Below are 15,780 nucleotides of genomic sequence, written 5' to 3' on the forward strand. Positions count from 1 at the left end.
TCGATATTATCCTCATAAGCTTTACTTCAGGCAGCTCACGTACTGGTTTGACAGCTGAGCCAGGAATTTCCCGTAGCTGTCCTTCCCCAGCGCGATGCCGGTGCCCAACGGGTCCAGCGTTCCGGAACGCACTTTGGTACCCTTGGCGACGGCATTGATTACGGCCGGCCTGAATTGTGGCTCAGCAAAAACGCATACCGCTTTCTGCTCAACCAACTGTGTTCGAATTTGGTGTAGGCGCTGTGCTCCAGGCTGAATTTCGGGATTGACGGTGAAATGGCCCAGCGGACTCAAACCGTAGTGTTTCTCAAAGTAGCCGTAAGCATCATGAAAAACAAAATAACCCTTACCTTGCACAGGCGTAAGCATGTTACCAACATTTTTGTCAGTTTGCGTCAGCAGATTCTCGAACTGGCGCAGGTTTGCGTCTAATTTGTCCTTATTTTGCGGCATAAGTTCCAACAATCTGTCGTGAATCGCGATCGCGGTCACTTTTGCTATCTCCGGCGACAGCCAAACGTGCATATTGTACTCGCCGTGATGATGCCCATGATCGTCATCGGCATGGTTATGCGCTTCGCCTGCATGATCATGATCGTCGTCCTCTTCGCCTTTCATCAGCAACGGCTTCACCGCCGACAGTTCGCTGACAGCCAGCTTTCGGGTCGCCGAGATAGGCACCAGCGCCTTGTTCAAGAACGCTTCCATGTCCGGCCCAACCCATAGCACCAGGTCCGCAGAGCGCAAACGCTGGATATCCGAAGGGCGCAACGCAAAATCGTGCGGCGAAGCGCCGTCCGGCAGCAACACTTCGGTCGGCGTCACGCCGTCGGCGATGGCCGAAGCGATAAAGCCTAATGGGCGAATCGAGGTCACCACCGCAGCGGAAGCGCTGCTCAGCGGGCCGGCCATCAACAGTGCGCTGGCCAACAGCGTACGCTGCAGCCATTTATTTTTCTTTGCCATCATCAGTAATCCCATCGTTTTCATCAACAAGGCGTGATATTATAACATTCGCTTCGTTCTGCAACCTGTAATCTCGAGATGTCTACACTGATAACGCTAAAAAATATCTCCGTCGCCTTCGGCAGCCGCAAGGTGCTGTCGAACATTTCCCTCAGCCTGCAACCCGGCCGTATTCTCACGCTGCTTGGCCCGAACGGCGCGGGCAAATCCACGCTGGTGCGCGTGGTGCTGGGATTGGTCAAACCGACCGCCGGCACGCTGGAGCGTGAGCCCGATCTGCGCATCGGCTATGTGCCGCAAAAGCTGCACCTCGACGCCACCCTGCCGCTGACCGTCAGCCGTTTTATGCGTCTTAAACCTGGCGTAAAGAAAGCCGACATTCTGCCGGCGCTCAAGCGCGTGCACGCCGCCCACCTGCTCGACCAGCCGATGCAAAAGCTCTCCGGCGGTGAAAACCAGCGCGTGCTGCTGGCGCGAGCGCTGCTGAACAAACCGCAGCTGCTGGTGCTGGACGAACCCACGCAAGGGGTGGACGTCAACGGTCAACTGGCGCTGTACGATCTGATCGATCAGCTGCGTAAAGAGCTGGGCTGCGCCGTGCTGATGGTGTCGCACGATCTGCATCTGGTAATGGCGAAAACCGACGAGGTACTGTGCCTCAATCAGCACATCTGCTGCTCCGGCGCGCCGGAGGTGGTCTCGATGCATCCCGAATTCATCGCCATGTTCGGCAACCGCGGCGCAGAGCAGCTGGCGGTGTATCGCCACCATCACAACCACCGCCACGATCTGCAGGGAAGAATTGTCTTGAAGAAAACCGGGAGCCGCGAAGCATGATTGAACTGTTACTTCCCGGCTGGCTGGCCGGCGTGTTGCTGGCTAGCGCCGCCGGGCCGCTGGGTTCCTTCGTGGTCTGGCGCCGCATGTCCTACTTCGGCGACACCCTGGCGCACGCCTCGCTGCTCGGCGTCGCCTTTGGTCTGCTGCTCGACATCAATCCCTTCTATGCGGTGATCGCCATTACGCTGCTGTTGGCTTTGGCCCTGGTGTGGCTGGAACGCCGCCCGCAGCTTTCGGTGGATACGCTGCTCGGCATTCTGGCCCACAGCGCCCTGTCGCTGGGGCTGGTGGTGGTGGCGTTGATGTCCAACGTGCGGGTCGATCTGATGGCCTACCTGTTCGGCGATCTGCTGTCGGTCACGCTGAGCGACATCGTGATGATCGCCGGCGGCGTCGCCGTGGTGCTGTTGGTGCTGTGGTGGCAATGGCGCGATCTGCTGTCGATGACCATCAGCCCGGAGCTGGCGCACGTCGATGGCGTCAATTTGGCGCGGGCGCGCACCGTGTTGATGCTGGTCACCGCGTTGACCATCGGCCTGGCGATGAAATTCGTCGGCGCGCTGATCATCACCTCGCTGCTGATCATCCCTGCAGCCACCGCCCGCCGCTTCGCGCGCACGCCGGAACAGATGGCCGGCGTCGCGGTGCTGCTCGGGATGGTGGCCGTCACCGGCGGCCTGACCTTCTCGGCGTTTTACGATACGCCGGCCGGCCCTTCGGTGGTGCTGAGCGCCGCCGTACTGTTCACGCTGAGTCTGTTCAAAAAACAGCAGGCTTGATTAAAGCCGGGGTATGACAAGGGCCGCATCTGCGGCCCTTTCTTATTGGCGGATTAAAAATTTACTCTTCGCGTTCGAGACCAAAGTGCCGGTAGGCATGCTGCGTCGCCAGGCGGCCGCGCGGCGTGCGCTGGATAAAGCCCTGCTGGATCAGGAACGGTTCAATCACGTCTTCGATGGTTTCGCGCTCTTCACCGATCGCCGCCGCCAGGTTGTCCAACCCGACCGGGCCGCCGGTAAACTTGTCGATAATCGCCAGCAGCAGTTTGCGATCCATATAGTCGAAGCCTTCGGCATCGACGTTGAGCATATCAAGCGCCTGCGCCGCCACCGAACCGCTGATCACGCCGTTGGCGCGCACTTCAGCGAAATCACGCACCCGGCGCAACAGGCGGTTGGCGATACGCGGCGTGCCGCGCGCGCGGCGGGCCACTTCATGGGCGCCCTCGTCGGACAGCTCCAACCCCAGGCACCCGGCGCTGCGCGAGACGATGTGCTGCAGATCCGCCACCTGATAAAACTCCAGCCGCTGGACAATGCCGAAGCGATCGCGCAACGGCGAGGTCAGCGAACCGGCGCGGGTGGTGGCTCCCACCAACGTGAACGGCGGCAGATCGAGCTTAATCGAACGCGCCGCCGGCCCTTCGCCGATCATGATATCCAGCTGATAGTCTTCCATCGCCGGATACAATACTTCTTCCACCACCGGTGACAAACGGTGAATTTCGTCGATGAACAACACGTCGTGCGGTTCGAGGTTGGTCAGCATCGCCGCCAGATCGCCCGCCTTCTCCAGCACCGGGCCGGAAGTGGTGCGCAGATTCACGCCCATTTCGTTGGCCACGATATTGGCCAGGGTGGTTTTCCCCAGCCCCGGCGGGCCGAAGATCAGCAGGTGGTCGAGCGCGTCGCCGCGCTGCTTGGCCGCCTGGATGAAGATCTCCATCTGCTCGCGTACGTGCGGCTGACCCACGTATTCGGTCAGCAGCTTGGGACGAATGGCGCGATCGAGGACTTCTTCCTCATTGATCGGTTCGGCGGAGATCAGGCGATCGGCTTCAATCATTATCTACCTCTTAGCGGCCTTACAAAGCAGCGCGCAACGCGTCACGGATCAGGGTCTCGCAGTCGGCACCCGGCTTGGCAATTTTGCTGACCATGCGGCTGGCTTCCTGCGGCTTATAGCCCAGCGCTACCAGCGCCGAGACCGCTTCGGCCTCCGCGTCAGCCTCAGGCGCTTTCTCCGCGGCGGACGGCAGGCTGATCTCGCTGCTGCTGTTGAACAGATCGCCGTTCAGCCCTTTGAAGCGGTCTTTCATCTCGACCACCAGGCGCTCGGCGGTTTTCTTGCCTACGCCCGGCAGCTTGACCAGCGCGGTGATTTCTTCGCGCTCCACCGCGCTGACGAACTGCTGCGCGGACATGCCTGACAGGATGGCGAGCGCCAGTTTCGGCCCGACGCCGTTGACCTTGATCAGCTCGCGGAACAGCGCGCGCTCCTGCTTGTCGTTGAAACCGTACAGCAGCTGCGCATCTTCACGCACCACGAAGTGGGTAAACACGATGGCCTCTTGCCCCAGTTCCGGCAGCTCGTAAAAGCAGGTCATCGGCATGTGCACTTCATAACCCACACCGTTCGCCTCCAGTAACACCAGCGGCGGCTGCTTTTCCAGAATATTTCCTCTGAGACGACCTATCATTTACCCTCCTGCGGAATGACCGGGCATGGCGCCCTGCCATGCCGTTGCTGGTAAAGCTTATAACATAAAAAAGGCTGGATGAATATCCAGCCTGAGCAATCATCGCTTCGCGTCAGCGCAAACGCCCGCGCGCCAGGTTCAACCGCCCTTCGCTCATCCGCAGCACGTTCTGGCTGAGATGGCAATGGGTGATGGCGATGGCCAGGGCATCCGCGGCATCCGCCTGCGGGTTGGCCGAGAGTTTGAGCAGCGAACGCACCATGTGCTGCACCTGCGCCTTTTCGGCTGCGCCGGTGCCGACCACGGTTTGTTTGACTTGCCGCGCCGCATATTCGAACACTTCCAGATTCTGATTCACCGCCGCGACAATCGCAACGCCGCGCGCCTGACCGAGCTTGAGCGCCGAATCCGGGTTCTTGGCCATAAATACCTGTTCGATGGCGAAGAAATCGGGCTGAAACTGGGTGATGATCTCGCTGACGCCGGCGTAAATCAGCTTCAGCCGCGTCGGCATGTCGTCCACCACCGTGCGGATGCAGCCGCTGGCGATATAGCTCAACTGACGCCCCTGCTGGCGGATAAGGCCATAGCCGGTGACGCGCGAGCCGGGATCGATACCGAGTATGATCGCCATATCTACATCCACCTTGCATGCACGGCGCCGCCGAACGGCGGCGCCCGTTTTACCGGATTACAGCGTCGCCGCCACTTCGTCGGAGATTTCACCGTTATGGTAAACTTCCTGCACGTCGTCGCAGTCTTCCAGCATATCGATCAGGCGCAGCAGCTTAGGCGCGGTTTCCGCGTCCATGTCGGCCTTGGTCGATGGGATCATCGACACTTCCGCCGCTTCAGCTTCGAAGCCCGCCGCGGTCAGCGCGTCTTTCACCGCGCCCAGGCTTTCCCAGGCGGTGAACACGTCGATGGCGCCATCGTCATAGGTCACGATGTCTTCCGCACCGGCTTCCAGCGCCGCTTCCATTACGCTGTCTTCATCCAGGCCCGGTGCGTAAGTGATTACGCCCTTCTTGGTGAACAGATAAGCCACGGAACCGTCGGTGCCGAGGTTGCCGCCGCATTTGGTAAAGGCGTGACGCACTTCCGCCACGGTGCGGTTGCGGTTGTCGCTCAGGCATTCGATCATGACGGCGGTGCCGCCAGGGCCGTAACCTTCATAGATGATGGTTTCCATATTGGTATCATCATCGCCGCCCACGCCGCGCGCGATCGCGCGGTTCATGGTGTCGCGCGTCATGTTGTTCGACAGCGCCTTGTCCATCGCCGCGCGCAGACGCGGGTTGGAATCCGGATCGCCGCCGCCCAGCTTCGCGGCGGTGACCAGCTCACGAATAATCTTGGTGAAAATTTTACCGCGCTTGGCGTCCTGCGCCGCTTTACGGTGCTTTGTGTTGGCCCACTTACTATGACCTGCCATAAAAAATCTCCGAAAAAAACTACTGGACTGAATTGATCACGAACTCTTCAATCGCCTGCTGATTGCTCCACGACTTGGTCAACTTCACGGCCTCGGCCGCCTCAAGCCATTGGTAAGCGTGATGCTCGGTAATTACCGGATCGCGCTCCTCGGGCAACGCCAGACAGAACCAGTGCTCTTTATTGCGCGTGGTTCCCGGCGCATAGCGATGTCGCAAATGGACAAAGAGTTCAAACTCCACGCAGCGCTGGCAATCGAACAACGGCAGGTGCTCTGCTTCGATATCGATGCCCACTTCTTCCATGACCTCACGCCGTGCGGCATGCGGCGGCGACTCATCCTGTTCCAGGCTGCCGGTGACCGACTGCCAGAACTCGGTATCGTCGCGCCGCTGTAACATCAGCACCCGACCACTGGATTTCGCGTAAATCACTACCAGGATAGATTCAGGGCGCTTGTAACTCATCACTCGCTCTCTTGTTCCGCACCGGCTTTCTTTACCACACTGATCGCCAGCTCCTGCAGCGACGCCGGGTTGGCGAAGCTCGGTGCGTCGGTCATCAGACAGGCCGCAGCGGTGGTTTTCGGGAAGGCGATGACGTCGCGGATGTTGTCGGTGCCGGTCAGCAGCATCACCAGACGGTCCAGGCCGAAGGCCAGGCCAGCGTGCGGTGGCGTACCGTACTTCAGCGCGTCCAGCAGGAAGCCGAACTTCTCGCGCTGTTCATGTTCGTCGATGCCCAAAATGCTGAATACCGTCTGCTGCATTTCGCTGCGGTGAATACGCACCGAACCGCCGCCCACTTCGTAACCGTTGATCACCATGTCATAGGCGTTGGCGATAGCGTTGACCGGCGCGGCGGCCAGCTCTTCCGGGCTCATGTCGCGCGGTGAGGTGAACGGGTGGTGCATCGCCGCCAGGCCGCCCTCTTCGTCTTCTTCGAACATCGGGAAGTCGACCACCCACAGCGGCGCCCAGCTGTCGAGTTGGGTCAGCCCCAGATCGCGTCCCAGCTTCAGGCGCAGCGCGCCCATCGCATCGGTGACAATCTTGAAACTGTCTGCGCCGAAGAACAGGATGTCGCCGGTCTGCGCGTCGGTGCGCGCCAGGACAGCTTCCAGCACTTCCGCGCTGAGGAATTTGGCGATCGGGCTCTGCACGCCTTCCATGCCGGCGGCGCGGTCGTTGACCTTCAGCCAGGCCAGGCCTTTGGCGCCGTAGATGTTGACGAAAGCGCCGTACTCATCGATCTGCTTGCGGGTCAGCTGTACGCCGCCCGGTACGCGGATCGCCGCCACGCGGCCTTTGGCGTCGTTGGCCGGGCCGGAGAACACTTTGAACTCGACGTCCTTGACCAGGTCGGCCACGTCCACCAGCTCCAGCGGGTTACGCAGGTCCGGCTTGTCGGAACCAAAGCGACGCATCGCTTCGGCGAAGGTCATGACCGGGAAATCGCCCAGTTCCACGCCCTTCACGTCCAGCCACAGTTCACGCGCCAGTTTCTCCATCACTTCACGCACCTGCTCGGCGGTCATGAAGGAGGTTTCGACGTCGATCTGGGTGAATTCAGGCTGACGATCCGCACGCAGATCTTCATCGCGGAAGCATTTGACGATCTGGTAGTAACGATCGAAGCCGGACATCATCAGCAGCTGTTTAAACAGCTGCGGAGACTGCGGCAGCGCGTAGAATTTGCCCTTGTGCACGCGGCTCGGCACCAGGTAATCGCGGGCGCCTTCCGGCGTCGCCTTGGTCAGCATCGGCGTTTCGATGTCGAGGAAGCCGTGGCTGTCCATGAAGCGGCGCACGAAGCTGGTGATTTTGGCGCGAGTCTTCAGACGCTCGGCCATTTCCGGACGACGCAGATCGAGGTAACGGTATTTCAGGCGCGCTTCTTCGCTGTTGACCTGGTTGGAGTCCAGCGGCAGCGGCTCGGATCGGTTGATGATCTCGAGCGCGTGGGCGAACACTTCCACTTCGCCGGTGGCCATATCTTTATTGATCTGGCTGTCCGGACGCGCACGCACGGTGCCGACGATCTGGATGCAGAATTCATTGCGCAGGTCATAGGCCTTGTCGAACGCCACTTTCTGGTCCGGATCGAAGAACACCTGCACGATGCCTTCGCGGTCGCGCATATCAATAAAGATCAGGCCGCCCAGATCGCGACGACGATTGACCCAACCACACAGAGTGACTTCCTGGCCCACGTGGGACAGATTCAACTGCCCGCAATATTCAGTACGCATACGCTATCCTTTTACACAGCCGATGCCGCGCCGGGCTACTGCGCCCCTGTCGCGCGGCTGTTATCTGATAAATTCTACTTGTTACCCGGTTTAAAATCCGTCGCATACCAGCCGGTGCCCTTAAGCTGGAAGCCGGAGGATGAGATCAACTTGGTCAACGCGGGCTGCCCACACGCCGGGCAGTCTGCCAGCGGCGCATCGGAAAATTTTTGCAATTTCTCTAACCGATGGTTGCAAGCACCACATGCATATTCATAAATCGGCATAGGTCGTTGGATTAAAGAGTGTTGAAAAAAGGGAGTCATTATAAAGGAAATTCATCCGCCCGATAAGTGCGAACACAGCATTGTTACTGCACTAAATGGCGCGTTTTTGTCCGAATCAACACATCGGTTAACAAATTTCCCATTAACCTGCGACAGTTTTTTCACGTAGCCTGATTCTCCCCCGGTTTTGCGCCGAACGCAGCTCGTCCGACGCGCCGAACAGTTTTTATCCACTTCGCAACGAGATGAAATCCATGCTGAAACTTGACGCCCAAACCACCGCTCTGGTGCTGATCGATTTGCAAAACGGCATTCTGCCCTACGCCGGCGGCCCGCACGGCGCCGACCAGGTGGTGGCGAACGCCGCCCTGCTGGCCGCGCGTTTTCGCATGCTGGGCGCGCCGGTGCTGTTGGTGCGCGTCGGTTGGTCAGACTCCTTCGCCGAGGCGCTGAAACAACCGGTGGATAAACCGGCTCCCGCGCCCGCCGGCGGTTTGCCGGCCACCTGGTGGGAGTTCCCCGCGCCGCTGGCGGTCTGCGACAACGATATTTTGATCACCAAGCGCCAATGGGGCGCCTTCTACGGCACCGATCTGGACTTGCAGCTGCGCCGTCGCGGCATCAAATCCGTAGTCTTGGGCGGCATATCCACCAATATCGGCGTGGAGTCCACCGCCCGCGCCGCCTGGGAACACGGCTATGAGCTGGTGATCGCCGAAGACGTCTGCAGCGCGCAGAACGCGGAAATGCACCGTTTCGCGTTCGAACACATCTTCCCGCGTTTGGCGCGGGTGCGCGACACCGGCGAAATTCTTGCCGCGCTCGACCGGTAACGTTAAGTTGTAGCCTGATAATCCAAGCACAAGTAAAGGAAGACGACGCCGTGATCTACATCGGACTGCCGCAGTGGCAACATGCAGCCTGGAACCGTATCGGGCTGCGTGATTTGGCGGATTACAGCCGCTACTTCAACTGCGTGGAAGGCAACACCACCTTCTACGCGCTGCCGAAACTGGACATCGTGCAGCGCTGGCGCGACATGACCGGCGACGATTTTCGCTTCTGCTTCAAATTCCCGTCGGACATCAGCCACAAGGCCGCCCTGCGCAACTGCGCCGCCGAGCTGCAGGCGTTTTACCACTGTCTGAGCCCGGTGCATCAGCGCATCGGCCAGTTGTGGCTGCAGCTGCCCGCGGCCTTCGGCCCCGATGAGCTGCCGCGCATGTGGCAGTTCTTCGAAAGCCTGCCGCAGGAATTCACCTACGGCGTAGAAGTGCGTCATCCGGCGTTTTTCGCCAAGGGCGAGGAAGAGCGCGCGTTGAATCAGGGGTTGCACCAGCGCGGCATCAATCGGGTGATCCTCGACAGCCGCCCGGTGCATCACGCCGCCCCCAACACCGCTGCCGTACGCGATGCCCAGCAGAAAAAACCGAAGCTGCCGGTACACGCGCTGGTCACCGCGGACCAACCGTTGGTGCGCTTTATCGGCGGTGACCAGTTGGCCGATAACCTGCGCTGGTTCGAAGCCTGGCAGCAAAAACTGCCGCTGTGGCAGCAACAGCATCAGCCCTATCTGTTTATTCATACGCCGGACAACGGCGATTCGCCCCAGCAGGCGCAAAAAATTTGGCAGCAGTTGCGCCTGGCGATCCCTGATTTGCCTGCGCCGCCAGACTGGCCAGAACAAGATGCACTGTTTTGACCTATTAATCTGACCAATAACATCAAATATTTCCCCGCGACAGTGAATACAATGACGGCTATGATGCTGACTGCCAGTTTTGGTTAGGGAACGGAGTTAAAAATGGTAAGCGCGCTTTATGTGGTGCTCGGCGCATTGTTGTTGATCAAACTCTCTTATGACGTAGTCAGATTAAGGATGCAGTACCGCGTAGCCTACGGCGACGGCGGTTTCTACGAATTGCAGACCGCCATACGCGTGCATGGCAACGCCGTTGAATACATTCCTATCGCTGCCGTATTGCTGGTGATCATGGAAATGAACGGCGCGGAAATCTGGATGATTCACCTCTGCGGCCTGATGCTGATGGCCGGGCGGCTGGTGCATTACTACGGTTTACGCAACCGTGAGGTTCGCTGGCGCCGTTCCGGCATGGCCGCGACCTATATCTCTTTGTTGTTGATGGTTCTGGCAAATATCTTCTATCTGCCTTGGGATCTGATTTTCAGCCTGCACTGATCCCGTTTTATCATCAGGCGGCCGCGCCGCCTGCTTCCGCTCCGCTTTTTTGCGCTTTTCTGTTAGACTACGCAGCTTCGAATTCTGAACTGATTTGCCGCTATGCCAAACCGCGATACCCTTTTCTCCGCTCCCATCGCCAAATTGGGCGACTGGACCTTCGACGAACGCGTCGCCGAAGTGTTCCCCGACATGATCCAACGCTCGGTTCCCGGCTATTCCAACATCATCTCGATGATCGGCATGCTGGCCGAACGCTTTGTGCACCCCGACAGCCGAGTGTATGACCTGGGCTGCTCGCTGGGCGCAGCGACGCTGTCAATGCGGCGAAATATCAAGGTGCCCGGCTGCACTATCATCGCCGTCGATAATTCGCCGGCGATGGTGGAACGTTGCCGCCGCCATATTGACGCCTTCCGCGCCGACACGCCGGTTGATGTCATCGAAGCCGACATTCGCGACATCGACATCGAAGACGCCTCGATGGTGGTACTGAACTTTACGCTGCAGTTCCTCGAGCCGGCCGATCGCCTGCGCCTGCTGGAGAAAATCTATCGTGGCCTGCGCCCGGGCGGTGCGCTGGTGTTGTCGGAAAAATTCAGCTTTGAAGACGCCGAAGTCGGCGAGCTGCTGTTCAACATGCACCACGATTTCAAACGCGCCAACGGATACAGCGAGCTGGAGATCAGCCAAAAACGCAGCATGCTGGAAAACGTGATGCTGACCGATTCAGTGGAAGCGCACAAAGCGCGTCTGCAACAGGCCGGATTCGAGCATGCTGAGGTGTGGTTCCAGTGCTTCAACTTCGGTTCGCTGATCGCCCTGAAAGCGGGGGATGCGCAATGATCGAATTCGGTGATTTCTATCAGCGCATTGCCAAGAGCCCTCTCAGCCACTGGCTGGATACGCTGCCCGCACAGCTGAGCGCCTGGCAACGCGAATCGCTGCACGGCAAATTCAAGCAGTGGTTCAACTCGGTGGAACATTTGCCGACGCTGACCCCCACCCGTCTCGATCTGCTGCACGGCGTGCGCGCTGAGATGGAGCCCGGCCTGTCGCCGGGCCAGCTTGAAGGCGTCGAGAAAATGCTGCGCACCCTGATGCCGTGGCGTAAAGGGCCGTTCTCGCTGTATGGCATCGATATCGATACCGAATGGCATTCCGACTGGAAATGGGATCGCGTGCTGCCGCACATTTCTCCGCTGGCCGGACGCACCATTCTCGATGTCGGCTGCGGCAGCGGTTATCACCTGTGGCGCATGATCGGCGCCGGCGCACATCTCGCCGTAGGCATCGATCCGATGCAACTGTTCCTGTGCCAGTTCGAAGCGGTGCGCAAGCTGTTGGGCGGCGATCAGCGCGCCCACCTGCTGCCGCTCGGCATCGAGCAATTGCCGGATTTGGCGGCGTTCGACACCGTGTTCTCGATGGGGGTGCTGTATCACCGCCGCTCGCCGCTCGATCATCTGTATCAACTGAAAAATCAGCTGGTAGCTGAAGGCGAACTGGTGCTGGAAACGCTGGTGGTGGAAGGCGATCGCCACCAGGTGCTGGTGCCGGGCGATCGTTATGCGCAGATGCGCAACGTGTATTTCATCCCTTCCGCCGAGGCGCTGAAATGCTGGCTGGAGAAGTGCGGTTTCGTCGACGTGAAGATTGCCGATATGTGCGTCACCAGTCTCGAAGAGCAGCGCCGCACCGACTGGATGACCAGCGAATCACTGGCCGAATTCCTCGATCCGAACGATCGCAGCAAAACGGTGGAAGGCTATCCGGCGCCCCTGCGCGCCGTGCTGACTGCAAAAAAACCCTAGCGCTCGCTTAATCGGGCCGGCCTGCGCCGGCCCCCAGTTACCCGTTGCTGGCATCGACAATCCGCAGCTCATACACCATCGTCGCGTTCAGCGGGATCTGCGGCGCATAGCCCGTTTCACCGTACGCCAACGCCGGCGGCACCACCATCGTCAGCGAACCGTGATTTTTCAGATGACCGATCGCCTCGCGGAACAACGGCGGATAGGCGGAGAGCGGCTGAGACATCACCTTTCCACTGCGATCCATATCCTGAATCACGCTGCCGTCGGTTAAGCTCTCTTTCACCACGATGTCTACCCGCGCGTTTTCCGCAATGGTTTCATCACCCGCATAATCGATGCGATACCAGAAGCCGGAAGGCGATTTCTGCGTGCCCTTCTTCTTTTTGAACTCGGCAACGAACGCCTCACCCTTGCTGGTCTGCGTCTTCGCCGCCTGGTTTCTGGCGTCACTCACCGCTTTTTCCGACTCCGCCAGCGCGCGGGTCAGCTGCGCATCGCTCAACTGGTAATGGCCGTTGAAGGTATCGATCACGCCGGCCAGCAACATGGTTTTATCGGGTGTGATGCCCCAATTTTTACGCTCAGCCAGCATCGTTTGGATATCGCGCCCCAAGGCGACGCCGGCAGCATAGCTCTGTTGCTCCGGTTTTTTCTTCAGCGTTTTCACTTCCGGCAACCATTTGGCCCGCGATCTCAGCCCGCTCAGTTCGTCTTGCAAAGCTTGCTGAGCCTGATGGGCGGCAGCCAGCTCCGCTGCCGTTTTATCCGCCCGTTGCGTCGCTTCATCCCTCTTCTGCGCTGCCTGCGCGCTTTCCGCCGTCACCGCCGCCAGACGTTGTTCCAGCATTTTGGCCTGCTCGGTTTGCGCTTTGTTTTTTTCCTGCAGTTGCGCCAACTGCCGCTGCAGTTCCTCCGTCGCTTTGGCGGCTTCTATCGCCTGCTTTGCCAACGACGCCTGCAGGCTTTTCTCTTGTTGCTCGGCCTGCCGACGTTGGTCATCACGCTCTTTCTGCAGCTGCGCCAGCCGCTGTTGAAGCTCGCCCACCGCCTTGGCGGCTTCGGCTTTTTGTTGTTCCAGCGCCGTCTTCAGGCTTTTCTCTTGTTGCCCCTCCTGCTGTCGTTGGACGCCCTGTTCTTTCTGCAGCTGCGCCAGCTGCCGCTGCAGTTCATCCGTCAACTTGGCGGCCTCGACCTTTTGTCGTTCCAGCTCAGCGGCGGCCGCTTTTTTGTCCTGCTCATAACGCTGACGCGCTTTATCATTGGCGGTTTGCGCCGCCGCCAGCTTCTCCTCCCAAACCTGCTGCCGAACGTTTTCCGCCTGTTTGGGCAAGGCCGCCAGCCGTTGTTCCAGCAAGGCAATGCGCCGATCTCGCTCCGCGGTTTGTTGCTTTTGCCGCTCTAACGCGGCTTGCGCCTCGGCGATCTGCGCCTGAGCCTTGCGCTCCTGCGGCGTCAGGTTCAGCGCCTGTCGCACGCCGCTGGCGAAGTCGCTCAACGCGCTCAGATCGGGAGCCGGTGCCGGTTTATCGGCAACCGTCAGGGATGACGCAACGCGCAGCGCGGTCAGCTCCTGCTGCAGTGATTGAATAGCGGCTTGCTGTTGTTCCAATCGAGTCTCTTTCTCACGCAGCGCCTTTTGCAACTGCGTCAGTTGCTTTCTCTGCGCAGCCGTTTCACGAAGTTGAACCGGCCGGGACGCCGGCTTTTGGATTTCCCGGGGCGGGGTAACCGCGGCGTCAGCCGCCGGTGCATCCTGTTGCTGGTAGCGCTCGGCAAACTGCAATAATGCAGGCACATCGTCATCCGCCACGGCCAGCGTTGGCGCAAGCGCCAGCGATATCATCAGGCTCAGCAGTGCCTTTCTCGCACGAGGGATCATTGGGCGCGTTCTCCGCGCTCAGCCAGACCGGTCATCATTGCAGAACTGATGTCTGCGCAGAGACGGCTGGTGCGATAACGATACAGCGCATCGACGGTTTCCTGCGTGCCCGTATTGATCCGCTGGCGCACGCCGGCATACTGCGCCGCACCGCTCATCAAGGTATCGAACTCGCGTTTGAATTTCTGATATTTCTCGTTATCCATGCCGCGCATGGCATCCAGTTCGCGTTGGCACTGCTGCATGCGCTCGGCCTCACGCTGCCGCTTATCCTGCTCCGCAACTTCTTCTGCGCTGGGCGGCTTACTCAATGTAGAAACGGGCCGCTTGGCGGTCTGGCAGCCGGTCAGGGCCAACGTCAGTAAAAGCGCAGCGGTCCAACTGTGTGCCGTTCGGGTCATTATCATTATCTCCTTGTTAAGTCCGCCGCCAACGCGCTCTGCAGTCGAGCTGACGGCTCTCCTCATTGATGCTGTGATGTTCCGGCCATCAGCCAAGCCGTGTTCGGACATGAAAATGCAGACGCAGCATTGAGAGGCATGGCGCCAACAATTCACTGCATCAATGCATATCAAAAAATCATTTAATATTATGATATTTAAAGGATTTTAATTCACAAACTTATCAGCAGGGCATGACGATCGCAAGAAGAGATGGGGGGTTGGTCGACCGAGATACCGCGTTGAAACGGGCTAATGGTCTTAACAAAACATAAAAAAAGCCCCGGCAAAACGCCGGGGCCTGGTACTTGCGTGATCGCCGAGGGCTCAGTGACACGCAAAGGGGTCTTACGGCCCGGAAACCGGTTGTCAAACGCGGCTAACTGCGTGTTTATGCGCTTTGCGCCAGAGGATCAACCAAGGCCAGCGCGTTTTTCATCGCCTCCACCATTTCGCCATCCACGCAATAATGGCTAAATTCGTCAAACTCGTTATCGGAGCACATGGTGACGCCCGCCTTGCGATAACGCATGGTCGACGGCACCAGATGGCCGGAAGAGCTGTGCAGTTCATGCAGGCCGATATCGACAAACTTATGCAGATTGCTGAGGCGCACGCCGGCACCCGCCATGATCACCGGGCCTTGGCTGGCCTGGCGCAAATCGCGCAGCAACGGCAGGCCAAGTTCGGCGCTCTGCTGCTGGCCGGAGGTCAGAATGCGCGCCACACCCAGCTCGGTCAGTTGCTCCAGCGCCACCATCGGATTCTGGCACATATCGAACGCGCGATGGAACGTCACCGCCATGCCTTCGCACAGCCTCATCACTTCGCGCATGCGCGGCAGATCGATGTGCCCTTCGTCGTCCAGCATACCAACCACCACGCCGGGGAACCCCATCTCGCGAATTTGGCGGATATCTTGTTTGATCACTTCGAAATCCACCGCGCCGTAGCAGAAATCGCCACCGCGCGGGCGAACGATCGGATGCACCGGGATCGAAACCCGCTCACGCGCCAGACGCAGCGTGCCATAGCTCGGCGTCAATCCCCCTTCGCTCTGGCTGGCGCACAACTCGATGCGATCGGCGCCCGCCCGTTCGGCCGTCAGCGCACAGTCGACGCTAAAGCAACAAACTTCCAGTTTTATCATTGTCACCCCCAGATAACGGCCAACATACGGCGGCAATTGTTCATTTCTTCATTTCTCA

At 59.3% G+C, this 15,780-nt stretch carries 18 protein-coding genes; 7 read left to right on the forward strand and 11 right to left on the reverse strand.

Features of this window, described 5'->3' with window-relative positions:
- Positions 1-21: 21 nt before the first annotated feature.
- Entirely contained in the window at positions 22-966 is a 945-nt protein-coding gene (znuA, locus tag J0F90_RS13950) for a zinc ABC transporter substrate-binding protein ZnuA (protein ID WP_033641400.1), read from the reverse strand.
- A gap of 78 nt (positions 967-1,044) precedes the next feature.
- Between znuA and znuC the strand changes: the two genes are divergently transcribed.
- Positions 1,045-1,803, forward strand: a complete 759-nt coding sequence (znuC, locus tag J0F90_RS13955) for a zinc ABC transporter ATP-binding protein ZnuC (protein ID WP_004932357.1) — start codon at positions 1,045-1,047, stop codon at positions 1,801-1,803.
- Positions 1,800-2,585 (forward strand): zinc ABC transporter permease subunit ZnuB, encoded by a 786-nt coding sequence (znuB, locus tag J0F90_RS13960; RefSeq protein ID WP_016927438.1) that lies wholly within the window; start codon positions 1,800-1,802, stop codon positions 2,583-2,585. Before znuC ends, znuB begins: the two co-directional genes overlap by 4 nt.
- Positions 2,586-2,646: 61 nt before the next feature.
- On the opposite strand, the gene ruvB is transcribed toward znuB, so the two are convergent.
- The 7 genes from ruvB to J0F90_RS13995 form a co-directional block, all read right to left on the reverse strand.
- Entirely contained in the window at positions 2,647-3,651 is a 1,005-nt protein-coding gene (ruvB, locus tag J0F90_RS13965) for a Holliday junction branch migration DNA helicase RuvB (RefSeq protein ID WP_016927437.1), read from the reverse strand.
- Between the two features lie 19 nt (positions 3,652-3,670).
- On the reverse strand, positions 3,671-4,285 hold the full coding sequence (gene ruvA / locus J0F90_RS13970) for a Holliday junction branch migration protein RuvA (protein ID WP_016927436.1): 615 nt from the start codon (positions 4,283-4,285) through the stop codon (positions 3,671-3,673).
- A 112-nt stretch (positions 4,286-4,397) separates the two neighbouring features.
- A complete protein-coding gene (gene ruvC / locus J0F90_RS13975; RefSeq protein WP_004932367.1) occupies positions 4,398-4,919 on the reverse strand; it encodes a crossover junction endodeoxyribonuclease RuvC in 522 nt (173 codons plus the stop codon).
- Between the two features lie 57 nt (positions 4,920-4,976).
- The gene (locus J0F90_RS13980) at positions 4,977-5,720 is read right to left on the reverse strand and encodes a YebC/PmpR family DNA-binding transcriptional regulator (RefSeq protein ID WP_004932370.1); all 744 of its coding nucleotides are present in this window, start codon (positions 5,718-5,720) and stop codon (positions 4,977-4,979) included.
- Positions 5,721-5,739: 19 nt separating this feature from the next.
- Entirely contained in the window at positions 5,740-6,186 is a 447-nt protein-coding gene (nudB, locus tag J0F90_RS13985) for a dihydroneopterin triphosphate diphosphatase (protein ID WP_004932373.1), read from the reverse strand.
- Positions 6,186-7,970, reverse strand: a complete 1,785-nt coding sequence (gene aspS, locus J0F90_RS13990) for an aspartate--tRNA ligase (protein ID WP_033640103.1) — start codon at positions 7,968-7,970, stop codon at positions 6,186-6,188. The genes nudB and aspS overlap by 1 nt, the downstream gene beginning before the upstream one ends.
- A gap of 74 nt (positions 7,971-8,044) precedes the next feature.
- Positions 8,045-8,275: an FmdB family zinc ribbon protein gene (locus tag J0F90_RS13995; protein WP_320204121.1), complete on the reverse strand. Its 231-nt coding sequence runs from the start codon at positions 8,273-8,275 to the stop codon at positions 8,045-8,047.
- A gap of 215 nt (positions 8,276-8,490) precedes the next feature.
- Here J0F90_RS13995 and J0F90_RS14000 point away from each other — a divergent pair, with 215 nt between their 5' ends.
- From J0F90_RS14000 to cmoB, 5 genes are all read left to right on the forward strand, one after another.
- Positions 8,491-9,069 carry a hydrolase gene (locus J0F90_RS14000; protein ID WP_033634190.1) on the forward strand — a complete coding sequence of 193 codons (579 nt, stop codon included), beginning with the start codon at positions 8,491-8,493 and terminating at the stop codon, positions 9,067-9,069.
- Positions 9,070-9,122: 53 nt separating this feature from the next.
- Positions 9,123-9,938, forward strand: a complete 816-nt coding sequence (locus tag J0F90_RS14005) for a DUF72 domain-containing protein (protein WP_089185335.1) — start codon at positions 9,123-9,125, stop codon at positions 9,936-9,938.
- Between the two features lie 102 nt (positions 9,939-10,040).
- Complete coding sequence (locus J0F90_RS14010; RefSeq protein ID WP_004932387.1) at positions 10,041-10,436, forward strand: MAPEG family protein; 396 nt, start codon at positions 10,041-10,043, stop codon at positions 10,434-10,436.
- 102 nt (positions 10,437-10,538) lie between these two features.
- Positions 10,539-11,282, forward strand: coding sequence for a carboxy-S-adenosyl-L-methionine synthase CmoA (gene cmoA / locus J0F90_RS14015; protein ID WP_033640101.1), 744 nt, complete (start codon positions 10,539-10,541; stop codon positions 11,280-11,282).
- On the forward strand, positions 11,279-12,250 hold the full coding sequence (gene cmoB / locus J0F90_RS14020; protein ID WP_033640100.1) for a tRNA 5-methoxyuridine(34)/uridine 5-oxyacetic acid(34) synthase CmoB: 972 nt from the start codon (positions 11,279-11,281) through the stop codon (positions 12,248-12,250). Before cmoA ends, cmoB begins: the two co-directional genes overlap by 4 nt.
- A 37-nt stretch (positions 12,251-12,287) precedes the next feature.
- Here cmoB and J0F90_RS14025 read toward each other — a convergent pair whose 3' ends face one another.
- From J0F90_RS14025 to cutC, 3 genes are all read right to left on the reverse strand, one after another.
- Positions 12,288-14,132: an FKBP-type peptidyl-prolyl cis-trans isomerase N-terminal domain-containing protein gene (locus J0F90_RS14025; protein ID WP_042705480.1), complete on the reverse strand. Its 1,845-nt coding sequence runs from the start codon at positions 14,130-14,132 to the stop codon at positions 12,288-12,290.
- Entirely contained in the window at positions 14,129-14,533 is a 405-nt protein-coding gene (locus J0F90_RS14030; protein WP_033640098.1) for a hypothetical protein, read from the reverse strand. The genes J0F90_RS14025 and J0F90_RS14030 overlap by 4 nt, the downstream gene beginning before the upstream one ends.
- A gap of 430 nt (positions 14,534-14,963) precedes the next feature.
- Positions 14,964-15,722 carry a copper homeostasis protein CutC gene (cutC, locus tag J0F90_RS14035; RefSeq protein WP_004932400.1) on the reverse strand — a complete coding sequence of 253 codons (759 nt, stop codon included), beginning with the start codon at positions 15,720-15,722 and terminating at the stop codon, positions 14,964-14,966.
- Positions 15,723-15,780: the final 58 nt, after the last annotated feature.

This window comes from Serratia marcescens subsp. marcescens ATCC 13880, assembly GCF_017299535.1.
Lineage (GTDB): Bacteria > Pseudomonadota > Gammaproteobacteria > Enterobacterales > Enterobacteriaceae > Serratia > Serratia marcescens.

Excerpts from the sequence above, each read along its gene's own strand:
- znuA (WP_033641400.1), bottom strand. The coding sequence starts at position 966 with ATGGCAAAGAAAAATAAATGGCTGCAGCGTACGCTGTTGGCCAGCGCA.
- znuC (WP_004932357.1), top strand. The coding sequence starts at position 1,045 with ATGTCTACACTGATAACGCTAAAAAATATCTCCGTCGCCTTCGGCAGC.
- znuB (WP_016927438.1), top strand. The coding sequence starts at position 1,800 with ATGATTGAACTGTTACTTCCCGGCTGGCTGGCCGGCGTGTTGCTGGCT.
- ruvB (WP_016927437.1), bottom strand. The coding sequence starts at position 3,651 with ATGATTGAAGCCGATCGCCTGATCTCCGCCGAACCGATCAATGAGGAA.
- ruvA (WP_016927436.1), bottom strand. The coding sequence starts at position 4,285 with ATGATAGGTCGTCTCAGAGGAAATATTCTGGAAAAGCAGCCGCCGCTG.
- ruvC (WP_004932367.1), bottom strand. The coding sequence starts at position 4,919 with ATGGCGATCATACTCGGTATCGATCCCGGCTCGCGCGTCACCGGCTAT.
- J0F90_RS13980 (WP_004932370.1), bottom strand. The coding sequence starts at position 5,720 with ATGGCAGGTCATAGTAAGTGGGCCAACACAAAGCACCGTAAAGCGGCG.
- nudB (WP_004932373.1), bottom strand. The coding sequence starts at position 6,186 with ATGAGTTACAAGCGCCCTGAATCTATCCTGGTAGTGATTTACGCGAAA.
- aspS (WP_033640103.1), bottom strand. The coding sequence starts at position 7,970 with ATGCGTACTGAATATTGCGGGCAGTTGAATCTGTCCCACGTGGGCCAG.
- J0F90_RS13995 (WP_320204121.1), bottom strand. The coding sequence starts at position 8,275 with ATGACTCCCTTTTTTCAACACTCTTTAATCCAACGACCTATGCCGATT.
- J0F90_RS14000 (WP_033634190.1), top strand. The coding sequence starts at position 8,491 with ATGCTGAAACTTGACGCCCAAACCACCGCTCTGGTGCTGATCGATTTG.
- J0F90_RS14010 (WP_004932387.1), top strand. The coding sequence starts at position 10,041 with ATGGTAAGCGCGCTTTATGTGGTGCTCGGCGCATTGTTGTTGATCAAA.
- cmoA (WP_033640101.1), top strand. The coding sequence starts at position 10,539 with ATGCCAAACCGCGATACCCTTTTCTCCGCTCCCATCGCCAAATTGGGC.
- cmoB (WP_033640100.1), top strand. The coding sequence starts at position 11,279 with ATGATCGAATTCGGTGATTTCTATCAGCGCATTGCCAAGAGCCCTCTC.
- J0F90_RS14025 (WP_042705480.1), bottom strand. The coding sequence starts at position 14,132 with ATGATCCCTCGTGCGAGAAAGGCACTGCTGAGCCTGATGATATCGCTG.
- J0F90_RS14030 (WP_033640098.1), bottom strand. The coding sequence starts at position 14,533 with ATGACCCGAACGGCACACAGTTGGACCGCTGCGCTTTTACTGACGTTG.
- cutC (WP_004932400.1), bottom strand. The coding sequence starts at position 15,722 with ATGATAAAACTGGAAGTTTGTTGCTTTAGCGTCGACTGTGCGCTGACG.